Here is a 26,426-nt window from a genome sequence, read left to right on the forward strand (position 1 = left end):
CGGGGCTCACGTCGCGTCGGGCGCAGATCGGGGGCGGTGGACGTAGCGTGGACTCGTGGACCCTGAGCTCGTCGTCGTCGAGGTGGTCGGAGTGCGTCGGCACCCGACCGTGGACGAGAACGTCGTGCTCCTGCTGGACCCCGACTCCGAGCTCGTCGTGCCGATCCTCGTGGGTCCGCACGAGGCCGGGGCGATCGCGGCGGCGCAGGCCGGCGTGGTCCCGCCCCGTCCGATGACGCACGACCTGCTGCGTGACCTCGTCCTCGCCGAGGGCGACGAGGTCCGGCGCGCGGCGATCACGCGGCTCGAGGACGGCGTGTTCTACGCCGAGCTGCAGCTCGGGAACGGCGCGCGGGTCGACTCACGTGCCTCCGACGCGATCGCGGTCGCGCTACGGTTCGGTATCCCGGTGCTGTGCTCCGCGGAGGTGGTCGCGGTCGCCGGCGTCGAGGTGCAGCACGGCGATCCCGACGACGCGGTGGAGAAGTTCCGCGAGTTCCTCGACCGGGTGACCCCCGAGGACTTCGAGCAGGGTGACGGTCCGTAGCGGCTTGGTCACGCGGCGCGCGCACTAACCTTCACTCTCAGGTTGAAGTTCAGACACGCCGACCGCGACACGCCCCGCGCGTCGTTGCGTCGGGGCACCCACGTGCCTAGCGTTACCTCAGGCGCGGTCGGGCGAGTGCACGGCTCATGCGCAACGAGTGGAGGAAAGCGTGGCCAACGAGAACGCGGAGAACGTCCCAGGCGTCCCGCAGCGCGCGCAGGGCCTCCTGTTCGACGACGACTTGCCCGACCTGGACACTGCGACGGGCTATCGCGGCCCCACCGCGTGCCGCGCCGCGGGCATCACCTACCGCCAGCTCGACTACTGGGCACGGACAGGGCTCGTCGAGCCGTCGATCCGGCCCGCCACCGGCTCGGGCACGCAGCGCCTGTACGCCTTCCGCGACATCCTCGTGCTCAAGGTCGTCAAGCGGCTGCTCGACACGGGAGTCTCGCTGCAGCAGATCCGGACCGCGGTCAGCCACCTGCGCGAGCGCGGCGTCGACGACCTCGCGCAGATCACGCTGATGTCGGACGGCGCCTCGGTCTACGAGTGCACGTCGGCCGACGAGGTCATCGACCTGGTGCAGGGTGGCCAGGGCGTGTTCGGCATCGCCGTCGGTCGCGTGTGGCGCGAGGTCGAGGGCAGCCTCGCCGAGCTGCCGACCGAGCGCGCCGAGGACGAGGTCGAGGCACCCGCGGGGGAGAACCCGCACGACGAGCTCGCGCTGCGTCGCCGCGCACGCACCGCCGGCTGACTGACCGGCTCACGTCGTCCGAGACCGTCCGGAGCGCATGTCGCACCGGACGGTCTCGTCGTCTGCGGAGGTTCTCTCAGCGGCGGGGTGCGCGCAGCGCGCGCTCGAGCAATGCCTCGAAGATGCCCGAGAGCTCGGCCGCGGCCGCCCCGGGCCACGCGTGCACGGGCTGGGCCGCGCCCTGGGCCTGCTGCAGCGCGGCCCTCTCCGGCACCGAGGGTGTGAGCAGGAGCGGGCCGTACAGGTTGCCGAGCTCCTCGAGACGGTAGGCCTGCTCGAGCGAGCGCGCCCGCACGCGGTTGACCGTGATCCCGAGCGGCTGGAGCGACGGCGCGGGGCCGCGCCGCAGCTCGTCGATCGTGCGCATCGCACGGCCGACGGCCATGACGGCGAACAGGCCGGGCTCGGTCACGACCATCGCGCGATCGCACGCGGTCAGCCCCGTGCGCGTGAGCGACCCGAGCGACGGCGGGCAGTCGACGAGCACGAGGTCGTAGTCGTGCACCCAGGACAGCGCGAACCGCAGCCGATCGAGGTCGTCGTCGCCGAGCCGGTCGTGCCGCGCGTTGCGCTCCGAGCCCACGAGGACGTCGAGGCCGCTCTCCGCCCAGGTGCTCGCGACCGTGGCCGAGGCCACGCTCTCGGCGCTCGGCGCGTCGAGCACGTCGGAGATGTCGCCCTCGTCCGGGCGCGCGCCGAGCGACATGGTGACGTCGCCCTGGGGGTCCATGTCGACGACGAGGGTCCGCAGGCCACGTTCGAGGGCCGCGGAGGCCAGGCCGAGGGTCACGGACGTCTTGCCGACGCCACCTTTGAGGCTGCACACACCGAGCACGAGCACCGGGCAACCGTATCTGGTGCGATGCGCCGCGCGCGCCAGCACCCGGCCGGGGAGCGCGGGACAGACCATGACGAAGCGGGGCGTGGCGACGTGCGTCGACCCTGGTGAGAGCGGAGACTGACCGCATGACTGCGCGCCTGACCCGATGGGGCCACTCCTGCGTCCGGATCGACGAGGGAGACCGCCACCTGGTGATCGACCCCGGCACCCTGTCCGACGTCGAGTCGGCGCTCGACGGAGCGGGCGCCATCCTTGTCACGCACGAGCACGCCGACCACCTCGCGGTCGAACGCGTCGCGCAGGTCGTCGCCGGTGGCGTCCCGCTGTGGGGACCGCCGGCGGCGCTCGCACTGGTGCGGGCCGCGGGTGCCCCCGAGTCTTCGCTGCATGCTGTTGCTGCGGGTGACCATTTCCACGCCGCGGGGTTCGAGGTGCGCGCGCTGGGGGAGTGGCACGCGATCGTCCACCCCGACATCCCGCGCATCGCGAACGTCGCGTACCTCGTGGCCGGCGTGCTGCACCCGGGCGACGCCCACGTGCAGACCTCCGACGAGCCCGACGTGCTGCTGCTCCCGGTCTCGGGGCCGTGGCTGCTGCTCTCGGAGGCGATCGACCGCGCGCGTGACGTCGGGGCGCGGCGCATCGTCCCGTTCCACGACGGCATGCTGAACGAGAACGGCCTGGCGCTCGTCCACGGGCTCGTCGGGCGCCTCGTCCGCGGCTCCGAGCTCGTCGTGCTGGCGCCGGGGGAGTCGATCGACCTGACCTACGAGGAGGCTTCATGAGCGAGGCGCACGGATCCGAGCCCGACGTGGGTCGCACCGACGAGGTGCCCCTGCTGGAGGTCGACGAGACGATCCCGCCCCGGCCGGAGGAGGAGATCGCCGACGTCGCGCGCTCGCAACCTGACCCGCTGGGGCATGGCGGTGCCAGGTGAGACCCCTGCTGTACGGCATCCTGTGAACGTGCAGATCTCCCTGGCAACTGAAGACGACTGGGCACGCGTGCGCGACATCCGTCTGCGCGCACTCCGCGAGGATGCCTTCGCCTTCGGGTCGTCACTCGAGCGCGAGGAGCGCTTCAAGGAGAAGCACTGGCGCATGCGCGTGCGCACCGTGCCGACCTGGCTCGCGGCCGCGGACGACGGCGAGGTGCTCGGCCTCGTCTCGATGCTCCAGGAGCCCGGCTCGCCCACGGACGACCGGCACGTCATCAGCCTGTGGGTCGCCCCCGAGGCGCGGCGACGCGGAGTCGGCTGGGCGCTGCTCGACGCGATCCGTCAGGCGGCGATCGCGGACGGTGCACGCACCGTGTCGCTGTGGCTCGTCGACGGCAACAACGCGGCGGGGGACCTGTACGTCCGCGCGGGCTTCACCCGCACCGGCGAGCGCATGAAGCTGCCGCGTGACCCCGACATCACCGAGGAGCGCTACGTCCTCAAGCTGCCGCGCCACCGCTGAGCGCCTCACCCTGGCAGACTGCCGCCATGGAACGCGTGCAGGGGATCGGCGGGTACTTCATCCGGGCCACCGACCCTGTCGGCCTGACCGCGTGGTATCGCGAGTGCCTCGGGCTGGACGTCGACGAGAACGGGCTGTGGCTCCCCGATGCGGGGCCGACGGTCTTCGCGGCGTTCGACCCCGAGACGGAGTACTTCGGCTCACGTGACCAGCGCACCATGCTGAACTTCCGTGTCCGCGACCTCGACGCCATGCTCGACCAGCTGCGGGACAAGGGTGCGGACGTCTCGGCGCAGATCCAGGCCATGCCCGGTGTCGGGCGGTTCGGCTGGGTCACCGACCCGGAGGGCAACCGCATCGAGCTGTGGCAGCCCGCCTGACCGACGAGCGCGCACAGCCCTCGCGCACGCTGGTTCCGAGGTAGGGCGACTCCCGATCGACCGTAGGCCTCCCACACGTTCTGACATAATGTACATTATCGGCGTTAGCTCAGTGCGGGCCTGGACCCGTGTAGACGAGCAGGTCACCGGGTTGGCAGTCGAGTTCGCGGCAGATCGCCGCGAGCGTCGAGAAGCGCACCGCGCGCGCTCGGCCGTTCTTCAGCACCGAGAGGTTCGCGAGCGTGATGTCGACGCGCTTGGCGAGCTCGGTCAGCGTCAGGCCGCGCGCCTCGAGGAGCTCGTCGAGACGGACCTCGATGAGACTGGGCTCGTCCTCGGCGGCACGCTCCTCGTGGCGCTTCATACCAGGCCCTCGACATCGCGCTGCATGCGGATCCCCAGCCGCAGCATCTCGGCGCCCGCAGCGATCGTCAGCCCGAGCACCAACGGAGTGAACGACACCGTCCAGTCCACGTCGACGTAGCCGGCGAGCCGCGGGCTCGTCAGCACGCCGATGCGGCCCCATGCCGTGGCGACCTCGGCGATCATCCCGCCGACGCCCAGCACCGCGGCGATCTGGTAAGTGCGCGTGAGGTTAGCGGCGTCGAACAGCCTTCCACGGCGGAGGTCGCGGACGATCCGGATCGCCAGGGCCAGCGCAGCGGCGACCACCACTCCGGACAGCAGCGGAGCGCCGGCCACTGCGACCATCTGTCGGAAGGTCATCGGGCTCCAGACGGAGATGTCCGTCCGGTTCGGGAGCGTCGCCTCGACGTACTCGCCGCGCTCGAACGGGCCGCCGACCATCATCCCCGGCCCGAAGGCAGGGAGGTCGTCGCCCAGGGTCTCGAAGGCGCGCTCCCACACCGCGTCCGACACGTCCGCCGTCACCGACGGCGTCGTGCCCCAGTACGGACCCTCGCCGATGCCGAGCATCGCGTCTCCCGCGAGCGGACGTGCCACGTTGGTGACCAGCACGACCGTCAGGAGCGCCCACAGCAGGCCCTCGAGCACGACGACCGAGACCCGGGCCGCCAGCGCCTGCCGCTCCCGCGCGTCCGTCGCTCCACTGCTGAGCACGCTCATCCCCCGCCTTCGAGTTATCGTTCTTCGATGTATCGACAAACGATAAGGCAGGCCCTCGCGATGTCAAGCCCCAGTGGCCCGCAGCGCCGAGTGGCCGGATCGTTCCAACCTCAGCCGACGCATCGAACATCCGTTCGATGCGTCGGCTGAGCGCGTCGACTCCCCGGCTTCTCGACATTTGGTCAGCCGGTGCACTCGAGGGCAGGCTGTGCCCGTGACTGACGAGACGGCCTCCGCGACTCTCCCGATCGTCGACCGCGAGGCGGCCGACGCGTTCTGGGCCGGGTACGCGGCCGTCTTCCCGCACGCGGCCGCCACGGGCGGCGAGTACACGGTCGAGTACTTCGGCGACTCCCCCCGGCTGGCCGACGAGCTGCTGCGTGCCGTGACGCACGGACCCAAGCGCGCCACGGCCGAGCTCGTGCAGGAGTTCGCGGCGCGCGGCGAGCCGTTGCCACGGATCGGCGGGCACTGGGTCGCGTGCGACGGGGCCGGCAGGCCGTCGGTGATCCTGCGGAGCACCGACCTGCGGATCGCCACGTTCGACCAGGTGGACGCGGAGTTCGCCCACGCCGAGGGCGAGGACGACCGCACGCTCGAGAGCTGGCGGCGCGAGCACCGGAAGTACTGGACCCGGACCTGCGCCGCGCGCGGGGCGACGTGGTCAGAGCAGGACGAGATCGTCTGCGAGCGGTTCACCGTCGTATGGCCACCCGAGCTGGCCGACCGGCCTTAGGCGACGTCGCCGAGCAGGACGCGCGCGCACGGCTCCCACGCGCACGGCTCGTCGACGCGCCGTGCGCGTCGAGGATGGGCGCGTGAGCCGCCAGAGCGAGGACGTGAACCGTCGGTTGCTGCGCGCCCGCGACGCGATGGACCGGCGGTACGCGGAACCGCTCGACGTCGCCGCGCTCGCTCGGGTCGCGTTCATGTCGCCGTCGCACTTCTCGCGCGAGTTCCGTCGCGTGTTCGGCGAGACCCCCTACCGGTACCTGCAGCGACGCCGTGTCGAGCGCGCGATGTTCCGGCTGCGCACGACGAGCACGAGCGTGACCGACCTCTGCCTCGAGGTCGGCTTCACGAGCCTCGGCACGTTCAGCAGGACGTTCACGGAGATCGTCGGCTGCTCCCCCACGGCCTACCGCCAGCAGGTCGCGGGGCTGCCGCAGCCGTCGTCGGGGACGTTCACGATGGCCTGGGGCCGGCCGAGCAGTTTCGGAGAAGCGCACCTGCCTCCCCCGCCCTTAGCGTGACGAGTACCGGCCACCGGGCCGGACCCGCACGACGGCCAGGAGGCTCGAGATGCTCGTCCGCAACAACCTCTCATCGATCTTCGTCCTCGACCAGGACGAGGCCCTGACGTTCTACGTCGACCTGCTCGGTCTTGAGGTGAGCGCCGACGTGGACTTCGGTCCGATGCGCTGGCTCACCGTCCGTGTGCCGGGAGACCGCAAGGAGATCTTGCTCGAGCGTCCCGGTCCCCCGGCGCACGACGAGGCGACCGCGGAGCGGGTGCGCGACCTCGTGACCAAGGGCGCCGGCGGCGGCTGGCTGGCGTTCGCCACCGACGACGTGGACGGCACGTTCGACCGACTCGTCGCGGCCGGGGTGGACGTCACCCAGGAGCCGATGGACCAGCCCTACGGCCGAGACTTCGGCATCCGGGACCCCTTCGGCAACCACCTGCGCATCGGGAACGTCCGGTCCTGACGACGGGCGTGCGGGGCGGCCGCGGCCCGCACCGGTCAGCCGAACGCCGTGAGCGCGTCGGCGATCATGCGGTGACCTTGCGCCTCGAACGCTTCGTCGCCGACCTGGAACGCCCACGCCGCCGTGCCGACGGCCTCGCGCAACCTCACGCGCGCCCACGCCGTCGGCTCGCGCGGGTCGTCCCCGTAGCCCTCGAAGAAGGCGGGCTCCAACGCCGGGTCGTGCCGGAACTCCTGCGCGGCCAGGCGCACGAGGTCCACGACCGCCGGGCGCAGGTCGGCGCGGCCGAAGTCGATCGCGCGCACCACTGCCCCGTCGACGAGCCAGTTGCGGGGCTGCCAGTCGCCGTGCGTGGGGACGAGGCGGGCGGGCGGCGTCGGCCAGGTGCTCGCGAGCTCGCGGATCCGTCGCACGCGTGTCTCGTCGATCCGGTGCGGCGAGTCGAGCCAACGCGTGAGGCGGAGGTTCGCGCGCCGCTCGTACTCGTCGTCGAGCACCGCGTGCTGCGCGTGGAGCGCCGCGAGCAGCGTGCCGGCCTGGCGGTAGGTCGCGGGGTCACCTGCCGCGTCCGAGCCGAGGACCAGTGTGCCCGGGAGCCACCGCGTGACGAGGAGCTTCACGTCACGGTCTGCGTGCACGAGGGCGGGCGCCCGCCCCGTCGTCGTCCAGGGGCCGAGCCAGCGCTCGTGCGCGGTGATCTCCCGCGCGAGGTGGTGGTCGGCGGCGTCGCCCGCCTTGACCGCCAGGTGCTCGTCGCCGTGCTCGACCTCGAGCACCGTCGTGCCCACCAGGCCCCAGCTGTGGTCGTGCAGCACCCGGAGACCGGGAAGCCACTGCGCGAGCAGCTCGCGCTGGCGGGTGTCCAGGCGCTCCTCGGACGACGGCATCGACCGATCGTAGGGGCGCGCGGGCACGACAAGCCGGCAATTAGGGGTGACCGCTGACCTCGGTTCTGCCAGGGTCTCGGCATGGCGACCTGGGTGACGGCGGACGAGATCTCGGCAGCACGCGACGCGTTCGAGCTCGCGATCGACGGCTGGGTGCGTCCCGTCGCGCACGGTGTCGGGCTCGTGCCGTCCGACGACGCGGCGCCGCGACCCGAGCACTTCCCGCTGGTCAACAGCACGGACCACCGGCTGCCCGGGGTCGTGGTCGCCCACGTCGTCGGGCACACGTCCGGGACGGCCGCGTACCGCCTCAGCCGGATCCAGCTCGAGCGCGCCGTGGCCATGCTGACGCCTGCCGAGGCGTGCGACGTCTACCAGCACCCGAACCTGTGGACGTGGCGGGACACCTACCTGCCGTACCTGGACACCGACCCAGCGGCCACGCTCGTCGCGGTGTTCCTGGGCGACGAGGCCGAGCTCGTGCGCGACCCGGCGATCGACGCCTTCCGTGCCGCGCACGCCTCGCGCTGAGCCGCGACACTCCACCGGAAGCGCCGCAGTCGGCGCACGGCGCTCCCGGAAGCTCTCACCCCCTGTGTCCAGGCAGCCGGTCAGGGCGTGTAGACCGACGGCCACGCGGGTGCACTGAAGCCGTCGCCGAGGAAGAAGCCGGTGTGCGGCGGCTGGTTGTACGCCGTGTTCTGCCAGGCGACCGCCACGCGGTACGTCTGGTCGTGCAGCAGCGTGGGCAGGCGCACGCTCGTCGTGATCGGCGTCGCGTGGATCCGCAGGGCGGAGTCGTCGCTCGTCGGCCAGACGATCTCCTCGCGCCAGTCCCCCAGGAGGTCACCGGACAGCGACGGCGTCGCCTTGGTGCCGTTGTTCGCGTGCACGCCCGACGCCGTGAGCAGGCGCGTGTCGCCGCCCGTGCCGTACTTGTCGACCCGCGTGGCGTCGACGAGCTCGCGGACCGGGTCGCCGTCCCACCAGGCCAGGAAGTTCGTCGAGGAAGGCTTGCGCCCGATCTCCTGACCGGAGGCGTTGCGGATCTGGCCGTCGGCCGCGGACCAGGACTCGGCGCCAGGCGAACCGGCCCAGACGTCGTCGGACACACCGCGGCCGTTGTCCGTGGTCGCGTTCGTGCGCCACAGGATCTGCCCCGTGCGGGCGTCCGCCATCCACGAGTCGGGCTGTGACGTCGACTCGGTGACCTTGTAGTACTCCAGCCCGGGCCGGGAGGGGATCAGGTCGCCCAGGTGCGCCGCGTCACCGTGGCCGGTTCCGGTGTTCCACAGCACGCGACCGTCGTCGTCGATCGCCGCGGCACCGTAGACGATCTCCTGCCGTCCGTCGGCGTCGACGTCCGCGATCGCCAGCGCGTGGTTCCCCTGCCCCGCCACCGCGGCGTTGCCCTGCGACGAGCTGTTCGAGTCGAACGTCCAGCGCCGCGTCAGCGTGCCGCTGCGGTAGTCCCACGCGACGACGACCGCACGCGTGTAGTAACCGCGTGCCATGACGATCGACGGCCGCACACCGTCGAGGTACGCCGTGCCCGCGAGGAACCGGTCGACCCGGTTGCCGTAGGAGTCGCCCCAGCTCGAGACCGTACCGCGCGCGGGCACGTAGTCCGCGGTCGCGCCGATACGGCCGTCACCGCCCTCGAAGACGGTGAGGTACTCCGGGCCGGAGAGCACGTAGCCGGCGGAGTTGCGGTAGTCCGCGCTCGCGTTGCCGATCACCTGGCCGGTCCCCGACCGCGTGCCGTCGGCGGTCTTCACGGCGACCTCGGCCGCGCCGTCGCCGTCGTAGTCGTAGACCTGGAACTGGGTGTAGTGCGCGCCGGCCCGGATGTTGCGACCCAGGTCGATCCGCCACAGCCGCGTGCCGTCCAGGCGGTACCCGTCGAGGTACACGTTGCCCGTGACGCCGGACTGGGAGTTGTCCTTGGCGTTCGTCGGGTCCCACTTCAGCACGATGTCGAGGTCGCCGTCGCCGTCGAGGTCGCCGACGCTCGCGTCGTTCGCGGTGTAGTCGGAGCCGGGCCTCGAGATCGGGACGTCGAGGTAGCCGTTCGCGAACGTCAGGCTGGCGGCCGACGGCGCCTGCTCCGAGCCGCCGACGACCGCGCGGACCGTGTAGCGGGCCGAGGCCGCAGCCCCCTGGTCGAGGTAGCTCGTCGCGCCCGTGAGCGGTGTGGACGTGAGGCGAGCGCCGTCCCGGTAGAGGTGGAAGCCGACGTCGCGGGCGTCCGTCCCGAGCAGGCGCCACTGCACGAGGTTCGCGCCGCCCGAGCGGACGCTGATGATGCCGCGGTCGAGACGTTCGGCCTGCCAGGAGCCCGGCGGCGTCGTCGTCGGGATGGATGTGGGTGTCGCGGTGGGACTGGGCGTCGGCGCGCCGGTCGGGGCCGGTGTGGTCGGCGCTGCTGTCGTCGGGCTGGTCGTCGTCGGGTTCGACGTGGGCGCGACCGCTCCGGTGCACGCCGTGCCGTTGAGCGTCAGGCTCGTCGGTACCGCGTTCGTGGACTGAGGAGAGGAACCGATGAAGCCGAACGACGCGGCGCCGTTCGTCGGTAGCGTGGCGTTCCACCCCAGGTTGGTCGCCGTCACCGTCGGGCCGGACTGGGTCACCGCGGCGTTCCAGGCCTGGCTCACGGTCTGGCCGTGCGCGAACGTCCACCTGACGGTCCAGCCGCTCACCGCGTCGCCGAGGTTCGTCACGACGACGTCGGCGCCGAACCCCCCGCCCCATTGGCTGGTGACGGCGTAGGTGGCGGTGCAGCCCGCCGCCGCGCTCGCGGACGGTGCGAGCGCCACACCCGTCAGCGCCAGGGCGCCGACGGCGCTCGCGGCTGCCACGCGTGTGCCGACGTGTGCCCGGTACGCCTTCGTCCGTCGCATGTCCGCCAACCTAGGAGCCGTCCGGCACACGGCGGCAGACCCGACCGCCGACGTGTGCCCCGGCAAATCGATTCGGCCCAGGCGGCCCGCGGGGCAGCGAGCCGACCCCAGCCCCGACTGCCGACCGGACGTCCACCGAGCGGCCGCGCTGCGTGCGCTCGCACCGACGCGCCCTGGCAACGTGCCGCCCATGACTTCACGCAGCTGGGACGCTCACGGACCCGACGACGACCTCGCCGACGTCGCCTCCCTCGTCGGGACACCCGTCCGGACGCCGGACCAGGCGGCGCGTGTACTGCAGACGCTCGTCGGGCCCGAGGCAGCGGGGCCGCCCGCGCTGTGGTGCGTCCTGCTCGACGCCGACGACCGGCTGCTCCCCCTCGTCCTCGCGATCAGCGACCGCCCGGTGACGGTCACCGACGGCTTCGCGCGGTTCCTCGCGGACGACCTGGCGACGGTCCTCGAGGAGCACGCCGTGGGCGGCTCGGTCGTGGCAGCGCTCGTCGGCGACGTCGAGGAGGACGTGTGCGACCAGCTGACCTGGGTCGTCGAGCTCGAGCGTGCCACGCACGGAGCGGGTGTGCCGTTGAGCGCGATCGTCGCGATCGGACCGCACGGCCCGTCCGTCCTCGCACCTCAGTGAGGGCCGCCCCGACGTGATGCCCGGCACGGCAGCGCTCCTGGTGTCGCGCCTGCCGGAGCCGTCCTCCTAGGGGCTACTGCGCGCCGGGCGCGACCTCGTCGATCGCGGCGAGCTGCGCGAGGTCAGGCTCCCACAGGATCGAGGCGACGTTCGCCCGCAGCTGTGCAGGCGTGCGCGCGCCGGCGATGACCGAGGCCACGCCCGGCTGGGCGGCGAGCCCGCCGAGCGCCACCGTCGGCAGGTCGACTCCCCACTCGTGCGCGAGCGCGACGAGGGCGTCGATCCGGTCGAAGTCCGCGCGCGCAAGCCGCTCGGGGAGGCGGGCCAGTCGCGTGCCGTCGGGTGCGCCCTGCCCGCGCTGGTACTTGCCGGTGAGCAGGCCGGACGCGAGCGGCGTGTACGGGATCAACCCGACTCCGGACGCCTCGGCAGCGGGCACGAGCTCGTCCTCCACGCTGCGGTCGAGCAGGTGGTACCGGTTCTGAGCAGAGACGAACGGGGTGAGGCCGCCCGTGCGCGCGGTCCAGTCCGCCTGGACGACCTGCCACGCGGCGAAGTTCGACGAGCCGACGTACCGCACCTTGCCCTCGACGACGAGCTCGTGCAGCGCGGCCAGCGTCTCCTCGATCGGGGTCGACTCGTCCGGGCAGTGCATCTGGTACAGGTCGATCCAGTCGGTGCCCAGACGCCGCAGCGAAGCCTCGACCGCGCGCCGCACGTAGCGACGCGAGCCGCGCGCGTCCCAGTCGGGCCCGTTGGTGCCGTGCATGTCCATACCGAACTTCGTGGCGACGATCACGTCGTCCCGGCGACCCCGCAGCGCGGCGCCGAGCAGCTCCTCGCTCCCTCCCGGACGGCCGCCGTACACGTCGGCGGTGTCGAACAACGTCACACCCGCAGACAGTGCCGCGTCGACCAGAGGTGTGACACCCTCGTCAGGAAGCGTCGCGCCGAACGTGTTGCACCCGAGCCCAGCGGTCGAGACCACCAGTCCCGAGTCGCCCAGACGGCGGAAGGTCATCTCGGCGGGCGTCGAGGTGGTGGACATCACTCCCGCACAGTAAGCCTCTCCGGGCCGCTCCGCGTGCGTTCACGATCCCTTCACGTCACGCTGGAACACTGAAGAGCTCTCCGCCGTTGAGCCCGGTGGAACTCATACTCGACGGCCGCGATCCGGCACGGAGGTCACTCTCATGGCGAACAGGTCCCTGCGCGGAATGCGCATCGGGTCGCAGAGCATGGAGACCGAGGAGGGCGTCGACTTCGCCCCTCGTCTCCAGGCGCACTACGACTGTCCCAACGGGCACACGATCATCCTCCCCTTCTCGGTCGAGGCCGACGTGCCCGTCGTCTGGGAGTGCCGCTGCGGCGCCGAGGCGCTCCTGCGTGACGCGTCCAAGCCCGAGGCCAAGGCCACCAAGCCTCCGCGCACGCACTGGGACATGCTCCTCGAGCGCCGCACGATCGGTGAGCTCGAAGAGCTGCTCGACGAGCGCCTCGACCTGCTGCGGGCCGGAAAGCTGCGCCGCAGCGCCTGATCTCGTCAGCGCCGCGCGACGCGGTCGCTGCGCACCCCCCGCTTGAACGCTCCCGCCACACGGCGGGAGCGTTCTGCTATCCCCCACCGGGTGACGTTGACGAGCGCCTCGACGACGATGTCGCGGCTCATCTTCGACGCGCCGAGCTCGCGCTCGACGAAGGTGATCGGCACCTCCACCACCCGCGCCCCCGCAGCGAGCGAGCGCAGCGTCATGTCGATCTGGAAGCAGTAGCCGCGCGAGGCGACGTCGGCGAGCGCGAGGTCACGCAGCAGGTCGGCGCGGTAGGCGCGAAACCCGCCCGTCGCGTCGTGCACCGGGATGCCGAGCAGCAGCCGGGTGTAGGTGTTCGCACCCCGCGAGAGGACCTCGCGGTTCTTCGGCCAGTTGACGACGCTGCCGCCGGGGACCCAGCGCGACCCGAGGACCAGATCGGCCTCGGGCAGGGCGGCCAGCAGCGCCGGCAGGTCCTGCGCACGGTGCGAGCCGTCGGCGTCCATCTCGACGATCACGTCGTAGCCGCGCTCGAGCGCCCAGCCGAACCCCGCGACGTACGCGGCACCCAGACCCTGCTTGCTCGTGCGGTGCAGCACCGAGACGGCCCGGGCGACGTCGGCGTCGCGCTCGTCGGACGCGATCTGCTCGACGAGCTGGCCCGTGCCGTCGGGCGACCCGTCGTCGACCACGAGGACGTCGGCCTCGGGGACGTGCTCGAGCAGCCGCGACAGCGCGCCCGGGATGGACTCCTTCTCGTTGTACGTCGGGACGACGACGAGGACTCGTGCACTCACGCGGGCTCCCCCCGGTTCGTGCCGCGCAGCCGCGCGGCTCCTACGGCGCCGGAGACGACGGCGCACAGCGCCAGGGCGTCGATGCCCCATGCCGGCCACGCTCCGAGGCGCGTTGCCCACGTCTGCGACGTGCGCAGCGGAAGGCTAGCGATCATCTGGTCCGCCGTGAACAGCTCGGTGCTCTCGGTCAGGGCCCCGTTGGGCTGGATCACGCCGCTGACGCCGACCGTGGAGATCTGCACGGTGGCCCGGCCGTGCTCGATGGCGCGGATCCGCGACATCGCCAGCTGTTGCGTGGACTCGTCGGACCAGCCGAACGTCGCGTTGTTGGTCTGGACGACGAGGATCTCTCCCCCGGCCCGGACGGCGGACCGCACCAAGGAGTCGTAGGCGACCTCGAAGCAGATCACGTCGCCGAGGACGACGGTCCTCCCCAGCCGCTCGGACTCGAGCGGGATCGCGCCGTCGCCGTGACCGGGCAGCATGTCCCGCGTGACGCGGTCCACCGCGGAGGAGAAGAGGCGGGCGACGGGCCGCAGCGGGATGTACTCCGCGAAGGGTGCGGGGTGGCGCTTGGAGTAGGTCGCGACCACGCCTTGTCCGGGCTCCCACAAGACTGAGGTGTTGTATCGCCCGCCGGTCTCCGGGTACTCGACGGTCCCGACGAGCATCGGAGCCCTGAGTGCCTGCGCGGCGCCGTCGATCGCCGCGGCCGCCTGCTTGTCGACCTGCGGATCGATGTCCGTGCCGTTCTCGGGCCAGAGCACCAGGTCCAGCTCGCCGGGTTCGACGTCGTCGAGCAACGCGTAGGTCCCCTGCACGTGGTTGTCGAGCACCACCGCGCGGCGTCCGAACGCGTCCAGGCCCTGCCCCGGGACGTTCCCCTGCACGGCGCCGACGAGCAGCGTGCCGTCCTGCGCGCCCGTCGGCAGCGGCACGGCGAACCCGGCGAGCACCACGAGGACGGCCGCAAGGGCGGTGCTCGACGCGGTCAGCAGCTGCGCGTGGCGCAACGCGATGAGCGCATGCCCCAGCAGGACGCCGACGGTGCAGACGGCCGCGCTCAGCAGCGGCACGCCCCCGAGCGCGGCGAAGCTCGCGAGCGGCGAGTCGGCCTGCGAGAACGCGAGCCGGCCCCACGGGAACCCGCCGAACGGCCAGAACGCCAGGGCCTCCTCGAGCGCGACCCAGATGACCACGAACACGGGCAGCTGCCACCACGGGCTGCGCCAGACCGCCTCGCCCCGGCGGGCCCAGCTCCACGCGGCGCCGAAGAGCGCGACGTACGCCGCGCACGCGAGCGAGAGCATGAGCCACGGAACCGGGCCGACGGCTTCGTCGGCCCACGTGATCAGCGCCGGGAAGAAGGCGAGGCCCCACACGAGCCCGACGAGCGCGTTCCACCGCGCGCTGTCGCGCCGCAGGGCGAGGTACAGCAGCGCGATGCCGAGGAACGCTGCGGGCCACAGGCCCGGCCCGGGGAACGCGACACGGGTGACGAGGCCACCGGCTACCGCGAGCAGCAGCGTCCACCAGCGGGACGGTCGGGCGGCGGGCACCGCGCCAGCCTAGGCGAGAAAGCCGTGCGTCCAGGACGGCCGAAGGACCCGGCCCGAGCCCAGACCGACCGACCGGCCCGCGTGTCCTTCGTACCGGTCGCACGCCGCAGCGCGACGACCGTTGTCTACTGAACACGCGGGCCCGGCCGGAGCCTGGTGACCGCCGCCGGACGTGCCTCGCTCCCGAGCTGTGTGTGCTCGACCGGCGGGTGACCTCGTCGTCACTGCACCCCCTGGGCAGCGGGTCAACGGGAAAACTACCGCTCTCAGAATCGCTGTCAAGCCCGCGTCGCCGCAGGCCAGAGGACTCGCCGCAGGTCAGCGCGCGACCACCCGGACGGGTCGGTTGTCCTCGTGCGGCGTGTCGCCCGCGTGTCGCCCCGCTTGCCCCGGCGTGTCCGGCGCACGTCGTCCAGGTGACCGCGCGTCGCGGCGTCCACGACGCGCGCCCCGCTCAGAAGTTCACCCGGCCGGCGGACGTCAGGGCATCGCGTCGAAGAGCACCACGCCGTCGCGTACGGTCCGCAGGCAGCGCGGAGGCTCCTCGTCGGCGCCCAGGAACGGCAGCAGAGGGATCCCTGCCCGCGCGTCCGGGCTCCAGGCCGAGAGCCGGCCGTCGGGTGCCTGCACCGCGAGGCGTGCAGCCCGCCACACGGCCAGGTGCGCGGGGGCGCCCACGCGCAGCTCGCCCACGTGGTCGAGTCCCGCGAGGCGCCACCCGCCACGCGTCGCAGCGCGGAACGCGGCGCGCGCCGAGAGTCGCTGCTCGCTCGCGTGGTGCTCGACGGCGGCCCGCACGCCCGCCCACGGGTCGATCGGCGTCACCGGAGAGTCCGACCCGAAGGCGAGCGGCACGCCGGCCCCCGCGAGGTCGGCCAGCGGGTTGAGCGCGGCCGCCCGAGCCGCGCCCAGCCGCGTCGCGTACATCCCCTGCGGGCCGCCCCAGGCGGCGTCGAACGCCGGCTGGACGCTGAGCCGGACCCCGAGCAGCACGAGGGCCGCCAGCGTCGGGGCATCGACCATCTCGGCGTGCTCGAGACGCACGCCCGTGCGTGCCACGGCCGCCGGTCCCTCGACGTCCACAGCCGCGCGCAGCCCGATCAGGAGCTCATCCATCGCGCGGTCGCCGATGACGTGGAAACCCGCCTGCACACCGGCGCGGGACGCCGCGGCGATGTGGTTCGCGATGCGCTCGGCGGTCAGGTGCAGCACGCCGTCGCCCGCGCCGTCGACGTACGGCGCCCGCAGCGCGGCGGTCCGCGAGCCGATCGACCCGTCGACGTTCAGGTCCCCGCCCAGCCCGGTCAGCCCAGGCACGGCGGCGAGCACCTCGCGTGCGTCGTCGACGGTCTCGCACGCCTCGCCCCGGTACGCGACCAGGTGCGGCAGACCTCCCGCAGCGTCCCGGGTGAGCTCGAGGAGCTCGACCAGACCCTCACGCGTGTCGATGAACGGTGCCGAGTGCTCGTGCACCGAGACGATCCCGCGGGACGCCGCGTGCTCGAGCGCGAGGCGGTAGAGCCGCGTGCGCCGTGCCGCGTCCATGGTGCGCGCCGCCTCACGTGCCGCGTGGTGCGCCTCGCCGTCGACCCGACCGTCCGGGTCCCAGCCGGGGACGTGCGCCAGCCCGAGCCCGTCGGCGAGGGCGCTCGACACCGCAGCCGAGTGGATGTCGGCGCGCGCGAGGTAGACCGGAGCCCCGCCCGCCGCTGCGTCGAGCTCGGTGCGGGTCGGACCGCGGCCCTCGGGCCAGTGCGTCTCGTCCCAGCCGAAGCCGAGGAGCACGTCCTGGCCCGTGCGCGCGTCCGCCGCGCGGCGCACCGCGCCGAGCGCCTGGTCGAGCGAGCGCGCGGCGCTCAGGTCGACCGAGCCGAGCGCCAGACCGGTCTCGAGCACGTGGACGTGCGCGTCGACGAAGCCGGGCGTCACGATGGCGCCGTCCAGGTCGACGACCTCGTCGGCCCGCGACGCGAAGCCGTCGGCGGTGTCGTCGGCGCCGAGCCAGGCGACGGTGCCGTCCTCGACGAGCAGGGCCTCAGCGAACGGGTCGGCCGGAGAGTGCACGACGCCGCCGCGGTACAGGGTGGAGCTCACACGCGCACGATAGGGCACGGGTGGCGCACCGGCGCGACCGCGCGTGACGCCGATGCCACCGCGCCGTCGCAGGTCACGGTCGTCGGGCACCCGGTGCGAGCGGCGTCACACCGACGAGTACGCCACGACCCCGCGGCGCAACGCCGCCACCGCGGCCGTCGCCGTCGTCCGGATGCGCTCGTGCGGACCCGCCTGCCCGAGCTGGTCCAGCACGTCGATCACCTGCTTGCACCACCGGACGAAGTCGCCGGCCGTGAGGTCGGCGCCGCGCAGCACCGCGTCGAGGCTGCGGCCGGCTGCCCACTTGTGCACGGCCTCCACCAGCCCGAGGTCGAGCGGCTGGATCGTCTCGAGCGTGTGCGCGGACTCGAGGTCCTCGAGCTCGGACCAGGCCCGCACGGTGCCCTCGAGAGCGATCCCGAGGCGCGAGCGTGGACCTCCCGGGACGTGCGGCTCGGCGTCCTCGTCGCGGCGCGACCGGTACACGACGGTCGACACGGCAGCGGCGAGCCCGGGCGCGTCCAGCTCGTCCCACACGCCGCGGCGCAGGCACTCCGCGAGGAGCAGGTCGTTCTCGGCGTAGATGCGCCGCAACCAGCGGCCGTCGGCGGTGACCCGAAGCCCGCGCGCGCCCTCAGCGGCCTCGAGGTAGCCGAGGGTGACGAGCACGTCACAGGTCCGGTCGAACACCGCCGAGATCGAGCCCGTACGGCCCGCGATCCGGCCGACGAGCGCGTCGTGCTCGGCCTTGAGCCGTGACCAGCGCTCGGCCCAGCGCGCATGCTCCTCACGGTCGGGGCACGCGTGGCAGGGATGAGCGCGCAGGCGTCGCCGCAGCTGCGCGACGTGCGCGTCCTCGTCGGCCCGGGCGGGGCGGCGAGGGCGCTCGTGCGGCGCCGGGGCGAGGTCCGCGACCGCCGCCCGCAGTCGTGCGGCCAGGTCCCGCCTGGCGGCCGGGACGCGCACGCTGAGGTCGCGCGGGACCCGCACGTGACCGACCGTGCGCGCTCCTCGTCCGACGTCGGCGGCGGTGAGCCGCAGCACCTGACGGTCCGTCGTCAGGACCGTGGGACGCGGGCCGTCGAACCCGCCCTTGAGGCCCGGGTCGACCACGACGACGAACCCGCTGCGTCGCCCGGTCGGCACCTCGAGCACGTCGCCCGCACGCAGACCCTCGAGCGACGCGACGGCCAGGGCCCGGCGCGCGCCGGCCTCCTGCCGCGTGGCGTCCTTCTCGGCCCGGGAGATCTGCCGGCGCAGCTCGGCGTACTCCTCGAAGTCGCCCAGGTGGCACTGCATGGCCTGCGCGTACCCCTCGAGAGCCTCGGTGTGGGCCTGCGCCTGGCGTGCGAGCCCGACGACGCCGCGGTCCGCCTGGAACTGCGCGAAGGACGTCTCGAGCACCTCGCGCGCCCGCTCGCGGCCCACCTGGGCGACGAGGTTGACGGCCATGTTGTACGTCGGACGGAAGCTCGACCGCAGCGGGTACAGGCGCTTGGATGCCAGGCCCGCCAGCTGCACGGGGTCGAGGCCCTGGTGAGCCACGACGACCGCGTGGCCCTCGACGTCGATCCCTCGACGGCCTGCCCGGCCCGTGAGCTGGGTGTACTCCCCCGGCGTGACGTCGACGTGGCGCGACCCGTCCCACTTCACGAGCTTCTCGAGCACGACCGAGCGGGCGGGCATGTTGATGCCGAGCGCGAGCGTCTCGGTCGCGAACACGACCTTGACCAGTCCGCGCGAGAACAGGTCCTCGACCGTCTCCTTGAACAGCGGCAGCATGCCGGCGTGGTGCGCGGCGACCCCCCGCGTGAGCGCGTCCGCGAGCTGCCAGTAGCCGAGCACGTCGAGGTCCTCAGGCGGCACGGCGGCACACCGCTCCTCGACGAGCTGCCGGATCTCCGCCTGCTCGGCGGGCGTCGTCAGGCGCACCCCGGCGGCGAGGCACTGCTCCACGGCGGCCTCGCACCCGGCGCGCGAGAAGATGAAGACGATCGCCGGGAGAAGGCCCTCGCGGTCGAGGAGGTCGACCACCGCGAAGCGCGGCGACGGCCGGATGCCGCCACCCCGCGCGCCGCCTGCTCCTCCCCCGCCCGCGCGCCCACCGCCGGGCCGGTTCCCGCCCCGGCCGCGGTAGCCGCGGTCGCCGGGCCCGCGACGTTCCTCGGCGGTGCGCGAGGCGAGCAGACGGCGCAGGTCGGGGTTGATCGGCGGGTCGACACCGGGGTCCGTGGGGTCGACGTGGCCGGCGTACAGCTCGAGCAGCTCGTCTCGTACCAGGACGTGCTGGCCGAGCGGCACGGGCCGATGCTCGCTCACCACGACCGTCGTGTCGCCCCGCACGGTCGCGAGCCAGTCCCCGAACTCCTCTGCGTTCGAGACCGTCGCGGACAGCGAGACGAGCTGCACGTCGTCGGGCAGGTGGATGATCACCTCTTCCCACACCGGCCCGCGGAACCGGTCCGCGAGGTAGTGCACCTCGTCCATGACGACGTAGCCGAGCCCCGCGAGCGTGCCCGAGCCCGCGTAGAGCATGTTCCGCAAGACCTCGGTCGTCATGACGACGACGGGCGCCTCGGAGTTGACCGTCGTGTCACCCGTCAGCAGCCCGACCTGATCGGGACCGTAGCGCCGCACGAGGTCGGCGTACTTCTGGTTGGACAACGCCTTGATGGGCGTCGTGTAGAACGCCTTGCGGCCGGCGGCCAGCGCGAGGTGCACGGCGAACTCGCCGACGACGGTCTTGCCCGCACCGGTCGGCGCGGCGACGAGGACGCCGCTGCCACGCTCGAGCGCCCGGCACGCCTCGAGCTGGAAGTCGTCGAGCTGGAAGCCGATCAGCTCGCGGAACTGCGCGAGCTCCCCGCGCTCGTCCTGCGCGCGCCGTCGTGCGGCGGCGTACCGCTCGGCGGGCGAGAGCTCGACGTCGTCGGACGCACGGCGCGCGGAACGGTCAGGTGCGGAAGCGTCGCGCGACCCGGCGTCCGGCGTCGGACGCTCGGACGGCTTGCGGCGGTGACGGGAGCGTGACGGCACCTGCCCACCCTAGGCACGCCCGTCAGGTCAGGACGGACAGCGCGCCGGGCACGACCGCGAGCTGCAGCGGGAGCGGCCCGATCCGCTCACCGTCGGCGAACGCGGGCGGCGGCACCGCGCCGAGTGCGGGCACGGCCTCCACGAGGACCTGGCGCGCGCGCAGCACCTGCACCCGCGGGTCGTGCACGTGCTTGCCCTGGTAGAGCCCCGGGAAGATCGTCACCACGCCGGGCTTGGTGAACGGCCCGGCGACGACGACGTCCAGGAGCCCGTCGTCGATCGCGGCGTCGGGCGCGATCTTCACGCCGCCGCCGAACCAGCGCGTGTTCGCGACCGCCACGACCGTGCCGGCGGACTCCCAGACCTGACCGTCGTAGGTCACGCGGTAGCCGAAGGGCCGGAAGCGCCCCAGCTCACCCGCGAGGGCGCGGACGTACCGTGCCGAGCCCTTGGGCCACCTGTAGCCGTTGGCGCGTGCGTTCACGGCGGCGTCGATGCCGCACGAGAGCACCCCGACGAACCACTCCTGCTGACGGGTGCCGGGCGGACCGACCCGGACCGCGTCGACGCGGCGCGCTCCCGCGGCGAGCCCGTGCTGGATGGCCCGCACCGACGCGCCGACGTCGCCGCGCGGCAGCTCGAGCGTCCGGGCGATGTCGTTGCCCGTGCCGGCCGCGACGATGCCGAGCGGCACGTCGGTCCCGGCGACGACGTTGGCGCCGAGGTGCACCATGCCGTCCCCGCCGACCACGACGAGCGCGTCGAGCCCGCGCAGCGCCCCGGCGCGAGCGCGGTCCGTGGCCTGCACGAGCGAGGGCCCGGAGAGGTCCTCGACGGCCAGTCCCAGCGCGCTCAGGCGGGCGTGCGCCTCCCGCCCCGCGGCCGAGCCGCGCCCCTTGCCCGCGGTCGGGTTCACGACGAGCCCGACGCGCGCCGTCATGCGGGCTGCTCCTGCTCGGGCGGCGGGGGCGGCATGGTCCCGTCCAGCCCTGGCAGACCCTCGGCGCGACGGCGCCTGTCGACGCGCCGGTCGTGCAGCGCGCACACGCCGAGCGCGACGAAGTACAGGCCGCAGATCGGCAGCGCGACCGCGATCATCGTCAACGCATCGGGTGTCGGCGTCATGATCGCCGAGAAGGTGAAAGCGACCAGCACGGCCCAGCGCCAGGCACGTCGCCACGTCTCGGCCCGGCCGATCCCCGCGAAGTTCAGCGCGACCATGAGGACGGGGAGCAGGAACGCCAGGCCGAACGCGAGCAGCAGCCGCATGACGAAGCTGAGGTACGTCTGCGCGTCGATGAGGTTGGTCGCGTCCTCGGGCGTGAACTCGGTGAGCAGCCGGACCGCGTTGGGCAGGGCCCAGAACGCCAGTGCCGCGCCGGCGAGGAACAGCGGCACGGCGGCGGCCAGGAACCCGACCGCGTAGTGCCGTTCCTTCTTCGTCAGGCCCGGCGTCACGAACGCCCAGAGCTGGTAGATCCACCACGGGCTCGAGACGAAGACGCCCAGGAAGAGCGAGACCTTGATCTTCATGTCGAACGACGTCGCGACACCCGCGAAGTTCAGGGCGACGATCGTGTCGCGGTCCTCGGCGACGTCCCTGAGGGGCTGCTGGAGCAGGTCGAACACGGGGACGTAGAGGAACCAGCCTGCGACGGCGCCGACCACGAGCCCCAACGCTGCGAAGAAGAGGCGGCGGCGCAGCTCGAGCAGGTGCGCCCGCAGGGGCATCCGTCCGCCAGGGGCGGACCCCCGGCGATCGGTGGCCACGGGTGCCTCAGGAGGTGGCGCTCTGGTCGCTCTCGCTCGACCGGTCCACCGGCGGCGTCGCCGGAGGCTCGGGCTGCGGCGAGGCGGGGGGCGCGGCGGGAGCGGTCGACGGCGAGGCGGGCGGAACGGGGGCGGCGGGCGTGGCGGCGGGCGGCGCCGTGGGCGGCGCGTCGTCGGACGTGAGGTCCTTGACCTCCCGCTTGAAGATGCGCATCGACTGACCCACGCTCTTGGCCAGGTCGGGCAGTCGCTTGGCACCGAACAACAGGAGGATCACCACGACCAGGACGACGATGTGCCAACCCTGCAGGTTCCTACCCATGTGAGCCCCTCTAGACGGTTCGCAAGTCGCCCGATCCTAACCGCCCAGGGGCGTGCCTCGTGCACGCCGCCGACCGCGACGCGCGCGCTGCTCAGGTCCAGTACGCCCGCCAGCCGCGAGCGACGTCGGCGTGGCGCTCGGCGCGCAGGTCGCGACGAGCACGCCGAGCCGCACGCAGGCGGAGCACCACCTCGCGCAGCTCGTCACGGTCCGCGAGCAGCGTCGCGGAGGTGTCCGAGCGCTCCCGTGCGGCGATCTCGGCGAGCTCCTCCGCGCGCGCGGCGAGCGCGCCCGCCGCCTCGCCCGCGCGCGCGAGCTCACGTCCGAGCTCGACGACCGAGCGCCACAGGCGTCGACCGAGGAAGAACGCCCCGACCAGCGTGCCGACGACGAGCAGCGACCACACCGCGAACCACACGTCAGGCCCCCGCGTGCTCGTCGTACGGACGGACGCGCGCCGGGTCCGCCAGCGGGCCGTACGCCGCCAGCGCGGCACGCGCCGTGCTCGCGACCTCGGCCGCGACCGACGCCGGGCGCACGTCCAGGATCTCGTTGGCCGCCTGCAGGACGAGGTGGCGCAGCCACGCCGGGCTCACCACGCGCAGGTCGACCTCGAACGAGCCGTCGTCGAGGTTGCGGACCTCCTGGACCGGGGTCGACTCGGCGATCCACCGGCCCTGGCTGGCCAGGTGGACCGTGACGAGCGCACCGTCGTCGCCCGGCTCGAACTCCCCGCCACCGGGCGCCAGCGGGTGGTGCTCGGCCGGCTCGTCGAGCACGTGCGCGGCGAGGATGCGGTCCACGCGGAACAGTCGCTCGCCCTCGACGGCGTGGCACCAGCCCAGCAGGTAGGAGCGGTCGGTGTCCGTCACGAGGCGGATCGGGTCGACGTCACGCTCCGAGGACACGTCGGCCGCGTTGACGTAGCGCAGGTGCAGCCTGCGGCCCTCGCGCAGCGAGGTCGCGAGCGCTGCGGCCACCTCGGGTGCGGCCGCCAGTGTGAGCGACACGTCCACGGTGCCGGCGGCGTCCCCCACGGCGGCGGTCAGCTTGGCGAGCGCGGAGCGGACCACCTGCGCGCGCTCGTCGTCCAGCGCACCGCTCAGGCCCGCGTCGAGCGCGCGCAACGACGCGACGAGTGCGACGCCCTCGCGTGCGCTGAGCCGTAGCGGCCGGGTCATGTTGCGCGACTCGGTGAGCCGCACGACCCCGCGCTCGTACGACGAGAAGTCGAAGTCGATCAAGTCGTACGGCAGGTAGCCGGGCGTCCCGCTGACCCACAGCGTGTCGATGTCGGCCATCACCTGCTCGCTGGTCACGCCGAACTGGCGGGCGAGCTCCTCGACCGAAGCGCCCTCGTGCCGGTCGAGGAACGCGACCAGTCCGAGCAGGCGCACCACACGGTCACTCGCGCGCTCAGCCACGCTCCACCTCCAGCACCGCGACGTCGTCGTCCACCCGAGGCGCCGGCGCGAGCGCGGCCGCGCGCTCGAGCAGCTGCAGCGCGTGCTCGCGCACGTCGGGCGGGTCCAGGACCAGTACCGCGTCGCCGTAGCCGACCAGCTCCTCCGCGAGCTCCCACGCGTTGCGGAAGGCGACGTGCACGACGTCTCGCCCCACGACCAACGGGCCCACGACCGGGTCCTGCGACCAGTCGGGCGCGTCGGGCGGCGTCTCGATCGCGCGGACCCGGGTCGCCTCGGCACGCTCCGGCAGGACCGCGAGAGTCGCGACGCGCGCCGGGCCCTCGCGCCACGCCGCCATGGCCTGCTCGACCTGCTCGGGTGAGGGCGCGTCGAACGCGCCCGGCTCCCCCACGGCCCGGATGGAGCCCTCGATGCGGCTCAGCCGGAACGACCGGGTCGCGCCGCGGTCCCGGTCCCAGCCGAGCAGGACCCAGCCACCACGTCGAGCGATCAGCTGCCACGGCTCGACGCGACGCTCACGCACCTCGCCCGTGCTGGCCGCGCGGTACGTCAGGCGCACGACCTGACGCGCCTGCGCGGCGTCGAGCAGCGGAGCGAACACCGCACCGCCCGACCGCACCCGCGGCGCGAGGCCAGCCACCAGGTCGGTCGCGCCCGGTCCCTGACCCACCGCACGCAGCTTGGTCAGCGCGCGCGCCGTGTCGCCCCGCATCGTGCGGTCCTGCCACGTCTGGGCGGCGAGCGTCAGCACGCCCAGCTCGGCCGCGGTGAGGTCGATCGCGGGCAACGCGTACGCGTCGAGGTCGATGCGGTAGCCGATGTCGTCGCCGTGCCCCGCGTCCGTGACCGTCACGAGCGGGATGCCCAGGTCGCGCAAGGTGTCCTTGTCGCGCTCGAACATCCTCTCGAACGCCTCGTCGCTCGGGGCGTCGGCGTATCCGGCTACGGACGCGCGCACCTGCTCCTTCGTCATCCGCCCGTGGGTGTTCACGAGGGCGATGAGGAGGTTGAGCAGGCGCTCGGCGGGGTCGATCGAGGTGGCCATCGGGTCCACCGTAGTGGCCGGTAGCGTGGAGACGTGATCACGTGGCGTGCAGGTGTCGTCGAACAGGTCGGGACGTCGTGGCGGGGGGCCGTGGAGCTGACCGTCGCTCTCGACCAGCCGTGGGCGGACCCGACCCTCCCGGCGAAGGTCAAGGCGCTCGCGTACCCGGCGCTGGTCGGGCACCTCGATCGCGGTCGTCGGGTCTGGATCAACGTCTCGGCGCTGGCTCGCGGGCTCGGCACGGGCGGGTACGCGCTGGTCATCGCACCCGCGGACGGTCAGCCCGTGGACCCGCCGCCGTCGCCCGGGCACCTCGTCAAGGCGCGCTACACGCCGCTGCAGGCGATGGTGCTGGGCGTCGACGACCAGGAGTCGGAGCACCACGACACGATGCGCGACGCCGACGACCTCGAGGGGCTCCCGGTCGTCGTCGCCGACCTGCACTCCGCGCTCCCCGCGATCGTCGCAGGCGCCCGGCTCGAGGCCGAGCGGGCGGGACGCCCGGCGCCCGACGTCGCGTACGTCATGACCGACGGCGGCGCCCTGCCCGCGTGGTTCTCGCGGGCAGTGGCAGGGCTGCGCGACGCGGGCTGGATCTCCACGTGCATCACCGCAGGTCAGGCCTTCGGCGGCGACCTCGAGGCGGTCTCCGTCCACACCGCGCTCCTCGCGGCGCGGCACGTCGCGCACGCAGACCTGGCGGTCGTCGTCCAGGGGCCGGGCAACCTCGGCACGGGCACGCGGTGGGGCTTCTCGGGCGTGGCCGCGGGCGAGGCGATCAACGCCACCTCGATCCTGCGCGGGCGGCCGATCGCCTCGCTGCGCGTCTCGGGTGCCGACCCGCGGGAGCGGCACGTCGGGATCTCGCACCACTCGACGACGGCCTACGGCAAGGTCGCACTCGCCCCGGCCGACGTCGTCGTCCCCGTGTTCGACCCCGCCGACCCGATCCTGGGACCGCTCGGCGCCCGCGTGAAGGAGCAGGCCGCAGCGCTCGTCGAGCCGACCGGACGCCACCGGCTCGTCGAGGTCGCGGCGGGCTCCGACGTGCGGCGGGCGCTCACGACGTCGCCCGTTCGGCTCTCGACGATGGGACGAGGGCTCGACCAGGACCCGTCGGCCTTCCTCGCCGCCGCCGTGGCGGGCGTGCACGCGGCGTCGTTGCTCTGACCGGGCTGGCCCGCGCGGGTGGGCGCCGTCAGTCGTCGCGCGTCGTGCGGCTCCGCGCCGCGACCAACGTCGAGAGCCGGCGAGCCTCGGCGAGCGCGTGCTCGCCGTCGGCGCGCTGGATCCCCATGACCGCGAGCGTGTCGCCGTCCGCGAGGTCGAGCTGGACCCACGGACGGTCGCCGAACCGCACGGTGACGACCTGCGCCCACGTCAGGCGCGTCGTGACCATGAGGTTGCGGACGGTGAGGCCCTCGTCGTCCGGGACCGCGGCCACCGAGGCCTGACGCCAGCAGAACCAGACGATGCCGAGCGCGAGCAGCGCGAACCCCGCGACGTCCAGGGAGGACAACGGCATCAGGACGACCAGGAGCACGGTCGCGAGCACGACGACGCCCGCGAGCGTCAGCGAGGCGATCCGCGCCAGCCGGGGCCGGAACGGGGCCAGGTCGGCCGTCGCGGACAC

At 73.3% G+C, this 26,426-nt stretch carries 30 protein-coding genes; 13 read left to right on the plus strand and 17 right to left on the minus strand.

Annotated elements, in window-relative coordinates; translation table 11 throughout:
• The first annotated feature begins 55 nt into the window (after window positions 1–55).
• Both CGE01nite_RS00385 and CGE01nite_RS00390 read left to right on the plus strand, forming a co-directional pair.
• Window positions 56–547 carry a bifunctional nuclease family protein gene (locus CGE01nite_RS00385; RefSeq protein ID WP_048341860.1) on the plus strand — a complete coding sequence of 164 codons (492 nt, stop codon included), beginning with the start codon at window positions 56–58 and terminating at the stop codon, window positions 545–547.
• A 169-nt stretch (window positions 548–716) separates the two neighbouring features.
• Window positions 717–1,304, plus strand: a complete 588-nt coding sequence (locus tag CGE01nite_RS00390) for a MerR family transcriptional regulator (protein WP_048341861.1) — start codon at window positions 717–719, stop codon at window positions 1,302–1,304.
• A 76-nt stretch (window positions 1,305–1,380) separates the two neighbouring features.
• On the opposite strand, the gene CGE01nite_RS00395 is transcribed toward CGE01nite_RS00390, so the two are convergent.
• Window positions 1,381–2,145 (minus strand): ParA family protein, encoded by a 765-nt coding sequence (locus CGE01nite_RS00395; protein ID WP_048341862.1) that lies wholly within the window; start codon window positions 2,143–2,145, stop codon window positions 1,381–1,383.
• 125 nt (window positions 2,146–2,270) lie between these two features.
• Here CGE01nite_RS00395 and CGE01nite_RS00400 point away from each other — a divergent pair, with 125 nt between their 5' ends.
• Genes CGE01nite_RS00400 through CGE01nite_RS00410 form a run of 4 tightly spaced genes read left to right on the plus strand, consistent with a single transcriptional unit; the run spans window position 2,271 to window position 3,985 of the window.
• Window positions 2,271–2,930, plus strand: coding sequence for an MBL fold metallo-hydrolase (locus tag CGE01nite_RS00400; RefSeq protein WP_141368323.1), 660 nt, complete (start codon window positions 2,271–2,273; stop codon window positions 2,928–2,930).
• Window positions 2,927–3,082: a hypothetical protein gene (locus tag CGE01nite_RS16800; RefSeq protein ID WP_170210845.1), complete on the plus strand. Its 156-nt coding sequence runs from the start codon at window positions 2,927–2,929 to the stop codon at window positions 3,080–3,082. The genes CGE01nite_RS00400 and CGE01nite_RS16800 overlap by 4 nt, the downstream gene beginning before the upstream one ends.
• A gap of 28 nt (window positions 3,083–3,110) precedes the next feature.
• Window positions 3,111–3,605 (plus strand): GNAT family N-acetyltransferase, encoded by a 495-nt coding sequence (locus CGE01nite_RS00405; RefSeq protein ID WP_048341883.1) that lies wholly within the window; start codon window positions 3,111–3,113, stop codon window positions 3,603–3,605.
• Between the two features lie 26 nt (window positions 3,606–3,631).
• A complete protein-coding gene (locus tag CGE01nite_RS00410; protein ID WP_141368325.1) occupies window positions 3,632–3,985 on the plus strand; it encodes a VOC family protein in 354 nt (117 codons plus the stop codon).
• A 109-nt stretch (window positions 3,986–4,094) separates the two neighbouring features.
• Here the strand turns inward: CGE01nite_RS00410 and CGE01nite_RS00415 are convergent, their stop codons facing one another.
• A complete protein-coding gene (locus tag CGE01nite_RS00415) occupies window positions 4,095–4,349 on the minus strand; it encodes a helix-turn-helix domain-containing protein (RefSeq protein ID WP_048341865.1) in 255 nt (84 codons plus the stop codon).
• On the minus strand, window positions 4,346–5,071 hold the full coding sequence (locus tag CGE01nite_RS00420; protein WP_141368327.1) for a DUF2975 domain-containing protein: 726 nt from the start codon (window positions 5,069–5,071) through the stop codon (window positions 4,346–4,348). Before CGE01nite_RS00420 ends, CGE01nite_RS00415 begins: the two co-directional genes overlap by 4 nt.
• Window positions 5,072–5,285: 214 nt before the next feature.
• Between CGE01nite_RS00420 and CGE01nite_RS00425 the strand changes: the two genes are divergently transcribed.
• The 3 genes from CGE01nite_RS00425 (at window position 5,286) to CGE01nite_RS00435 (ending at window position 6,781) form a co-directional block, all read left to right on the plus strand.
• A complete protein-coding gene (locus CGE01nite_RS00425) occupies window positions 5,286–5,807 on the plus strand; it encodes an ASCH domain-containing protein (RefSeq protein ID WP_048341884.1) in 522 nt (173 codons plus the stop codon).
• Window positions 5,808–5,889: 82 nt separating this feature from the next.
• The gene (locus CGE01nite_RS00430; protein ID WP_048341867.1) at window positions 5,890–6,324 is read left to right on the plus strand and encodes a helix-turn-helix domain-containing protein; all 435 of its coding nucleotides are present in this window, start codon (window positions 5,890–5,892) and stop codon (window positions 6,322–6,324) included.
• A gap of 49 nt (window positions 6,325–6,373) precedes the next feature.
• Window positions 6,374–6,781, plus strand: coding sequence for a VOC family protein (locus CGE01nite_RS00435; RefSeq protein ID WP_048341868.1), 408 nt, complete (start codon window positions 6,374–6,376; stop codon window positions 6,779–6,781).
• A 35-nt stretch (window positions 6,782–6,816) separates the two neighbouring features.
• On the opposite strand, the gene CGE01nite_RS00440 is transcribed toward CGE01nite_RS00435, so the two are convergent.
• Window positions 6,817–7,668 carry a phosphotransferase gene (locus CGE01nite_RS00440; protein WP_141368329.1) on the minus strand — a complete coding sequence of 284 codons (852 nt, stop codon included), beginning with the start codon at window positions 7,666–7,668 and terminating at the stop codon, window positions 6,817–6,819.
• Between the two features lie 81 nt (window positions 7,669–7,749).
• Between CGE01nite_RS00440 and CGE01nite_RS00445 the strand changes: the two genes are divergently transcribed.
• Complete coding sequence (locus CGE01nite_RS00445; RefSeq protein ID WP_048341870.1) at window positions 7,750–8,199, plus strand: hypothetical protein; 450 nt, start codon at window positions 7,750–7,752, stop codon at window positions 8,197–8,199.
• An 80-nt stretch (window positions 8,200–8,279) separates the two neighbouring features.
• On the opposite strand, the gene CGE01nite_RS00450 is transcribed toward CGE01nite_RS00445, so the two are convergent.
• Window positions 8,280–10,568 carry a rhamnogalacturonan lyase family protein gene (locus tag CGE01nite_RS00450; protein WP_141368331.1) on the minus strand — a complete coding sequence of 763 codons (2,289 nt, stop codon included), beginning with the start codon at window positions 10,566–10,568 and terminating at the stop codon, window positions 8,280–8,282.
• Between the two features lie 190 nt (window positions 10,569–10,758).
• Here CGE01nite_RS00450 and CGE01nite_RS00455 point away from each other — a divergent pair, with 190 nt between their 5' ends.
• Window positions 10,759–11,211, plus strand: a complete 453-nt coding sequence (locus CGE01nite_RS00455; RefSeq protein ID WP_141368333.1) for a hypothetical protein — start codon at window positions 10,759–10,761, stop codon at window positions 11,209–11,211.
• Between the two features lie 73 nt (window positions 11,212–11,284).
• On the opposite strand, the gene CGE01nite_RS00460 is transcribed toward CGE01nite_RS00455, so the two are convergent.
• The gene (locus tag CGE01nite_RS00460; RefSeq protein ID WP_141368335.1) at window positions 11,285–12,259 is read right to left on the minus strand and encodes an aldo/keto reductase; all 975 of its coding nucleotides are present in this window, start codon (window positions 12,257–12,259) and stop codon (window positions 11,285–11,287) included.
• Between the two features lie 145 nt (window positions 12,260–12,404).
• On the opposite strand from CGE01nite_RS00460, the gene CGE01nite_RS00465 reads away from it, so the two are divergent.
• Window positions 12,405–12,749 (plus strand): RNA polymerase-binding protein RbpA, encoded by a 345-nt coding sequence (locus CGE01nite_RS00465; protein WP_048341874.1) that lies wholly within the window; start codon window positions 12,405–12,407, stop codon window positions 12,747–12,749.
• A gap of 5 nt (window positions 12,750–12,754) precedes the next feature.
• Here CGE01nite_RS00465 and CGE01nite_RS00470 read toward each other — a convergent pair whose 3' ends face one another.
• From CGE01nite_RS00470 to CGE01nite_RS00515, 10 genes are all read right to left on the minus strand, one after another.
• Entirely contained in the window at window positions 12,755–13,540 is a 786-nt protein-coding gene (locus CGE01nite_RS00470) for a polyprenol monophosphomannose synthase (RefSeq protein ID WP_048341875.1), read from the minus strand.
• Window positions 13,537–15,099 carry an apolipoprotein N-acyltransferase gene (gene lnt, locus CGE01nite_RS00475; protein WP_141368337.1) on the minus strand — a complete coding sequence of 521 codons (1,563 nt, stop codon included), beginning with the start codon at window positions 15,097–15,099 and terminating at the stop codon, window positions 13,537–13,539. The genes CGE01nite_RS00470 and lnt overlap by 4 nt, the downstream gene beginning before the upstream one ends.
• A gap of 480 nt (window positions 15,100–15,579) precedes the next feature.
• Window positions 15,580–17,193 (minus strand): amidohydrolase, encoded by a 1,614-nt coding sequence (locus CGE01nite_RS00480; RefSeq protein WP_141368339.1) that lies wholly within the window; start codon window positions 17,191–17,193, stop codon window positions 15,580–15,582.
• A gap of 105 nt (window positions 17,194–17,298) precedes the next feature.
• On the minus strand, window positions 17,299–20,229 hold the full coding sequence (locus CGE01nite_RS00485; RefSeq protein WP_141368341.1) for a DEAD/DEAH box helicase: 2,931 nt from the start codon (window positions 20,227–20,229) through the stop codon (window positions 17,299–17,301).
• 22 nt (window positions 20,230–20,251) lie between these two features.
• Window positions 20,252–21,169 carry a diacylglycerol/lipid kinase family protein gene (locus CGE01nite_RS00490; RefSeq protein WP_141368343.1) on the minus strand — a complete coding sequence of 306 codons (918 nt, stop codon included), beginning with the start codon at window positions 21,167–21,169 and terminating at the stop codon, window positions 20,252–20,254.
• Window positions 21,166–21,960, minus strand: coding sequence for a twin-arginine translocase subunit TatC (tatC, locus tag CGE01nite_RS00495; RefSeq protein ID WP_048341879.1), 795 nt, complete (start codon window positions 21,958–21,960; stop codon window positions 21,166–21,168). Before tatC ends, CGE01nite_RS00490 begins: the two co-directional genes overlap by 4 nt.
• A gap of 46 nt (window positions 21,961–22,006) precedes the next feature.
• Window positions 22,007–22,321 carry a Sec-independent protein translocase subunit TatA gene (gene tatA / locus CGE01nite_RS00500; protein ID WP_141368345.1) on the minus strand — a complete coding sequence of 105 codons (315 nt, stop codon included), beginning with the start codon at window positions 22,319–22,321 and terminating at the stop codon, window positions 22,007–22,009.
• 91 nt (window positions 22,322–22,412) lie between these two features.
• Window positions 22,413–22,739 carry a hypothetical protein gene (locus tag CGE01nite_RS00505; protein WP_141368347.1) on the minus strand — a complete coding sequence of 109 codons (327 nt, stop codon included), beginning with the start codon at window positions 22,737–22,739 and terminating at the stop codon, window positions 22,413–22,415.
• Between the two features lies 1 nt (window position 22,740).
• The gene (locus CGE01nite_RS00510; protein WP_048341196.1) at window positions 22,741–23,745 is read right to left on the minus strand and encodes a helix-turn-helix transcriptional regulator; all 1,005 of its coding nucleotides are present in this window, start codon (window positions 23,743–23,745) and stop codon (window positions 22,741–22,743) included.
• The gene (locus CGE01nite_RS00515) at window positions 23,738–24,793 is read right to left on the minus strand and encodes a helix-turn-helix transcriptional regulator (RefSeq protein ID WP_048341206.1); all 1,056 of its coding nucleotides are present in this window, start codon (window positions 24,791–24,793) and stop codon (window positions 23,738–23,740) included. The genes CGE01nite_RS00510 and CGE01nite_RS00515 overlap by 8 nt, the downstream gene beginning before the upstream one ends.
• 33 nt (window positions 24,794–24,826) lie before the next feature.
• Here CGE01nite_RS00515 and CGE01nite_RS00520 point away from each other — a divergent pair, with 33 nt between their 5' ends.
• A complete protein-coding gene (locus tag CGE01nite_RS00520) occupies window positions 24,827–25,963 on the plus strand; it encodes a DUF3866 family protein (RefSeq protein ID WP_141368349.1) in 1,137 nt (378 codons plus the stop codon).
• Window positions 25,964–25,991: 28 nt separating this feature from the next.
• Here the strand turns inward: CGE01nite_RS00520 and CGE01nite_RS00525 are convergent, their stop codons facing one another.
• Entirely contained in the window at window positions 25,992–26,426 is a 435-nt protein-coding gene (locus CGE01nite_RS00525; RefSeq protein WP_229747524.1) for a PH domain-containing protein, read from the minus strand.

Source organism: Cellulomonas gelida, assembly GCF_006538725.1.
In the GTDB taxonomy this organism is placed as follows: Bacteria; Actinomycetota; Actinomycetes; order Actinomycetales; family Cellulomonadaceae; genus Cellulomonas; species Cellulomonas gelida.